At 58.2% G+C, this 5,461-nt stretch carries 3 rRNA genes; all 3 read left to right on the top strand.

The window, feature by feature from the left end:
- The first annotated feature begins 180 nt into the window (after positions 1-180).
- The 3 genes from ACFQSB_RS39995 (at position 181) to rrf (ending at position 5,457) form a co-directional block, all read left to right on the top strand.
- Positions 181-1,699, top strand: a 16S ribosomal RNA gene (locus ACFQSB_RS39995).
- Between the two features lie 451 nt (positions 1,700-2,150).
- A 23S ribosomal RNA gene (locus ACFQSB_RS39990) occupies positions 2,151-5,256 on the top strand.
- Positions 5,257-5,340: 84 nt separating this feature from the next.
- Positions 5,341-5,457 (top strand): 5S ribosomal RNA (gene rrf / locus ACFQSB_RS39985).
- The 16S, 23S and 5S rRNA genes sit together here, the layout of an rRNA operon.
- Positions 5,458-5,461 lie beyond the last annotated feature (4 nt).

The raw sequence follows: 5,461 nt of genomic DNA, 5'->3' as shown, positions 1-5,461 counted from the left end.
GGGTCTGGTTTCCGGTGGTGTACGCGTCCGTTTCTTGAGAACTCAACAGTGTGTTAAAAGCCAGTGCATGATTATGCATTTTCCCGTCTTCCGTGGCTTTCGTGGTCGCGGGGATGGTTCCTTTGGTTGGCATCCTCCCGTGTGTGTGGGGGGTGTCTGCCGGGATGTTTCTTCAGACATTGTTTGGAGAGTTTGATCCTGGCTCAGGACGAACGCTGGCGGCGTGCTTAACACATGCAAGTCGAGCGGAAAGGCCCTTCGGGGTACTCGAGCGGCGAACGGGTGAGTAACACGTGAGTAACCTGCCCTTGACTTCGGGATAAGCCTGGGAAACCGGGTCTAATACCGGATATGACTCTGCGTGGCATCGCGTGGGGTGGAAAGTTTTTTCGGTCGAGGATGGGCTCGCGGCCTATCAGCTTGTTGGTGGGGTAGTGGCCTACCAAGGCGACGACGGGTAGCCGGCCTGAGAGGGCGACCGGCCACACTGGGACTGAGACACGGCCCAGACTCCTACGGGAGGCAGCAGTGGGGAATATTGCGCAATGGGCGGAAGCCTGACGCAGCGACGCCGCGTGGGGGATGACGGCCTTCGGGTTGTAAACCTCTTTCAGCAGGGACGAAGTTGACGTGTACCTGCAGAAGAAGCGCCGGCTAACTACGTGCCAGCAGCCGCGGTAATACGTAGGGCGCAAGCGTTGTCCGGAATTATTGGGCGTAAAGAGCTCGTAGGTGGCTTGTCGCGTCTGCCGTGAAAGCCCATGGCTTAACTGTGGGTCTGCGGTGGATACGGGCTGGCTAGAGGTAGGTAGGGGCAAGCGGAATTCCTGGTGTAGCGGTGAAATGCGCAGATATCAGGAGGAACACCGGTGGCGAAGGCGGCTTGCTGGGCCTTACCTGACGCTGAGGAGCGAAAGCGTGGGGAGCGAACAGGATTAGATACCCTGGTAGTCCACGCTGTAAACGTTGGGCGCTAGGTGTGGGGTCCTTCCACGGGCTCCGTGCCGTAGCTAACGCATTAAGCGCCCCGCCTGGGGAGTACGGCCGCAAGGCTAAAACTCAAAGGAATTGACGGGGGCCCGCACAAGCGGCGGAGCATGTTGCTTAATTCGACGCAACGCGAAGAACCTTACCAAGGCTTGACATCGCCCGGAAACATCCAGAGATGGATGCCTCTTCGGACTGGGTGACAGGTGGTGCATGGCTGTCGTCAGCTCGTGTCGTGAGATGTTGGGTTAAGTCCCGCAACGAGCGCAACCCTTGTTCCATGTTGCCAGCACGCCTTTCGGGGTGGTGGGGACTCATGGGAGACTGCCGGGGTCAACTCGGAGGAAGGTGGGGATGACGTCAAGTCATCATGCCCCTTATGTCTTGGGCTGCAAACATGCTACAATGGCCGGTACAGAGGGTTGCGATACCGTGAGGTGGAGCGAATCCCTAAAAGCCGGTCTCAGTTCGGATTGGGGTCTGCAACTCGACCCCATGAAGTCGGAGTCGCTAGTAATCGCAGATCAGCAACGCTGCGGTGAATACGTTCCCGGGCCTTGTACACACCGCCCGTCACGTCACGAAAGTCGGCAACACCCGAAGCCCGTGGCCCAACCCGCAAGGGGGGGAGCGGTCGAAGGTGGGGCTGGCGATTGGGACGAAGTCGTAACAAGGTAGCCGTACCGGAAGGTGCGGCTGGATCACCTCCTTTCTAAGGAGCACCGGCCCTGATCATCCGCCCTGTGGGTGGTGGCGGGGTCCAGCTGGTGTCTGCGGGCGAATGTTCCGCACATCGGCGAGCTCATTAGTGGAGCACTGGCTACTCAGCCCGGCGGGATCGCCGGCCTTGCTAGTACTGCTCGTTTCCCTGGTCTTGCGACCTGGGGCCGGGTTCAGGAACGTGGAGGCTCGGGGGTTCGGCTGGGTTGGACACACTGTTGGGTCCTGAGGGAACGGGCCTGGAGGGCGAGGCCGCCGTGAGGTGGTCTCGTTGTCTGTAGGGACGTTGTTCCTCGTCTGCGGGACTGGTCTCCTGTCATACCGGCTTGGTTCATGGGTTGAGGGTTTGTGCTCTTGGTCTGTGGTCTGGGTGTCTGGTGGTGGGGTGGGCTTGGCACTCGTTTGTTGTTTGTGAATTGCATAGTGGACGCGAGCATCTTTGTGGCCAAGTTTTTTAGGGCACACGGTGGATGCCTTGGCATCAGGAGCCGATGAAGGACGTGGGAGGCTGCGTTAAGCCTCGGGGAGTCGCCAACCAGACGTTGATCCGGGGATGTCCGAATGGGGAAACCTAGCACCAGTCATGTGGTGTTGCCTCCGTCTGAATGTATAGGGCGGTTGGTGGTAACGCGGGGAAGTGAAACATCTCAGTACCCGTAGGAAGAGAAAACAAGAGTGATTCCGTGAGTAGTGGTGAGCGAAAGCGGATGAGGCTAAACCATGCGCGTGTGATAGCCGGCGGGTGTTGCGTGTGTGGGGTTGTGGGACCCTCTTGTGGTTGCCGCTGCGACCGCGAGCAGTGATAAATCGATGGGGTAGTCGAAGTTTCTGGGAAGTTGCGCCGTAGACCGTGAGAGCCGGGTAGGCGAAACTCTGTCGACTGTTTGAGGGGATCCCAAGTAGCACGGGGCTCGAGGAATCCTGTGTGAATCTGCCAGGACCACCTGGTAAGCCTAAATACTCCCTGATGACCGATAGTGAACGAGTACCGTGAGGGAAAGGTGAAAAGCGCCCCGGTGAGGGGTCGTGAAATAGTACCTGAAACCGTGTGCCTACAAGCCGTAGGAGCTTAGCCGGAGCTTGCTTCGGTTGTGATGTGACTGCGTGCCTTTTGAAGAATGAGCCTGCGAGTTATGGTGTGTGGCGAGGTTAACCCGTGTGGGGGAGCCGTAGCGAAAGCGAGTCTGAATAGGGCGCCCAGAGTCGCATGCTGTAGACCCGAAGCGGAGTGATCTACGCATGGGCAGGTTGAAGCGCGGGTAAGACCGTGTGGAGGACCGAACCCACCAGGGTTGAAAACCTGGGGGATGACCTGTGTGTAGGGGTGAAAGGCCAATCAAACTCCGTGATAGCTGGTTCTCCCCGAAATGCATTTAGGTGCAGCGTTGCGTGTTTCTTGCCGGAGGTAGAGCACTGGATGGCTGATGGGCCTTACCGGGTTACTGACGTCAGCCAAACTCCGAATGCCGGTAAGTGAGAGCGTGGCAGTGAGACTGCGGGGGATAAGCTTCGTAGTCGAGAGGGAAACAGCCCAGACCACCGACTAAGGCCCCTAAGCGTGTGCTAAGTGGGAAAGGATGTGGAGTCGCAGTGACAACCAGGAGGTTGGCTTAGAAGCAGCCACCCTTGAAAGAGTGCGTAATAGCTCACTGGTCAAGTGATTCTGCGCCGACAATGTAGCGGGGCTCAAGTACACCGCCGAAGTCGTGGCATTCACACGTTGTGTGGATGGGTAGGGGAGCGTCGTGCAGCCGGCGAAGCAGCCGAGTGATCGAGTTGTGGAGGCTGTGCGAGTGAGAATGCAGGCATGAGTAGCGAATCAGAAGTGAGAAACTTCTGCGCCGAATGACCAAGGGTTCCTGGGCTAGGCTAATCCGCCCAGGGTAAGTCGGGACCTAAGGCGAGGCCGACAGGCGTAGTCGATGGACAACGGGTTGATATTCCCGTACCCGCTGGTATGCGCCCATATCGAATCCAGTGATACTAAGGGTCCTTAAGCCCCTGTGGCTCTTCGGAGCTTGGGTGAGGCTGAACGCCTGGCCTGATCTGGTAGTAGGTAAGCGATGGGGTGACGCAGGAGGGTAGCCCATCCCAGGCGATGGTTGTTCCTGGGGTAAGCATGTAGGGAGTGGCATAGGTAAATCCGTGCCGCACATATCCTGAGATGTGATGCCGAGCCGATTGTGGTGAAGTGGGTGATCCCATGCTGCCGAGAAAAGCCTCTAGTGAGTGTGCCGGCGGCCCGTACCCTAAACCGACTCAGGTGGTCAGGTAGAGAATACCGAGGCGATCGGGTGAACTGTGGTTAAGGAACTCGGCAAATTGCCCCCGTAACTTCGGGAGAAGGGGGGCCTCTGCTGGTGATGGCACGTGCTGTCTGAGCTGGTGGGGGTCGCAGTGGCCAGGGGGAAGCGACTGTTTACTAAAAACACAGGTCCGTGCGAAGTCGTAAGACGATGTATACGGACTGACGCCTGCCCGGTGCCGGAACGTTAAGGGGACCGCTTAGTGGACGTGAGTCTGCGAAGGTGAGAACTTAAGCGCCGGTAAACGGCGGTGGTAACTATAACCATCCTAAGGTAGCGAAATTCCTTGTCGGGTAAGTTCCGACCTGCACGAATGGCGTAACGACTTCCCCGCTGTCTCAACCACAGACCCGGCGAAATTGCACTACGAGTAAAGATGCTCGTTACGCGCAGCAGGACGGAAAGACCCCGGGACCTTCACTACAGCTTGACATTGGTGTTTGGGACGGCTTGTGTAGGATAGGTGGGAGACGGTGAAGCTGGGACGCTAGTTCTGGTGGAGTCATTGGTGAAATACCACTCTGGTCGTTTTGGATGTCTAACCCGCGCCCGTGGATCCGGGTGGGGGACAGTGTCTGGTGGGTAGTTTAACTGGGGCGGTTGCCTCCTAAAGGGTAACGGAGGCGCCCAAAGGTTCCCTCAGCCTGGTTGGCAATCAGGTGACGAGTGTAAGTGCACAAGGGGGCTTGACTGTGAGACCGACAGGTCGAGCAGGAGCGAAAGCTGGGACTAGTGATCCGGCGGTGGCATGTGGAAGCGCCGTCGCTCAACGGCTAAAAGGTACCCCGGGGATAACAGGCTGATCTTCCCCAAGAGTCCATATCGACGGGATGGTTTGGCACCTCGATGTCGGCTCGTCGCATCCTGGGGCTGGAGTAGGTCCCAAGGGTTGGGCTGTTCGCCCATTAAAGCGGTACGCGAGCTGGGTTTAGAACGTCGCGAGACAGTTCGGTCCCTATCCGCTGCGCGCGCAGGAGACTTGAAAGGGGCTGTCCCTAGTACGAGAGGACCGGGACGGACGAACCTCTGGTGTGCCAGTTGTTCTGCCAAGGGCACGGCTGGTTGGCTACGTTCGGGAGGGATAACCGCTGAAAGCATCTAAGCGGGAAGCCCGCCTTGAGATGAGGTCTCCCACCCTGTGAGGGGGTAAGGCTCCCAGTAGACGACTGGGTTGATAGGCCGGAGGTGGAAGCATCGTAAGGTGTGGAGCTGACCGGTACTAATAGGCCGAGGACTTGATCACAAAGCTTTCTTGCTCGCGTCCATTATGCAACTCAGAGACAACAAACCCCTGCCCTCGGGTGGGTGTGGTTTGGTCTCGGAGGGTTACGGCGGTCATAGCGGAAGGGAAACACCCGGTTACATTCCGAACCCGGAAGTTAAGCTTTCCAGCGCCGATGGTACTGCACCGGGGACGGTGTGGGAGAGTAGGACACCGCCGGACAAAA

This window comes from Sphaerisporangium rhizosphaerae, from assembly GCF_042665155.1.
GTDB classification, from domain to species: Bacteria; Actinomycetota; Actinomycetes; order Streptosporangiales; family Streptosporangiaceae; genus Sphaerisporangium; species Sphaerisporangium rhizosphaerae.
Note: the sequence above shows the minus strand (reverse complement) of the source record. Positions and strands in the feature narration are given on the sequence as shown.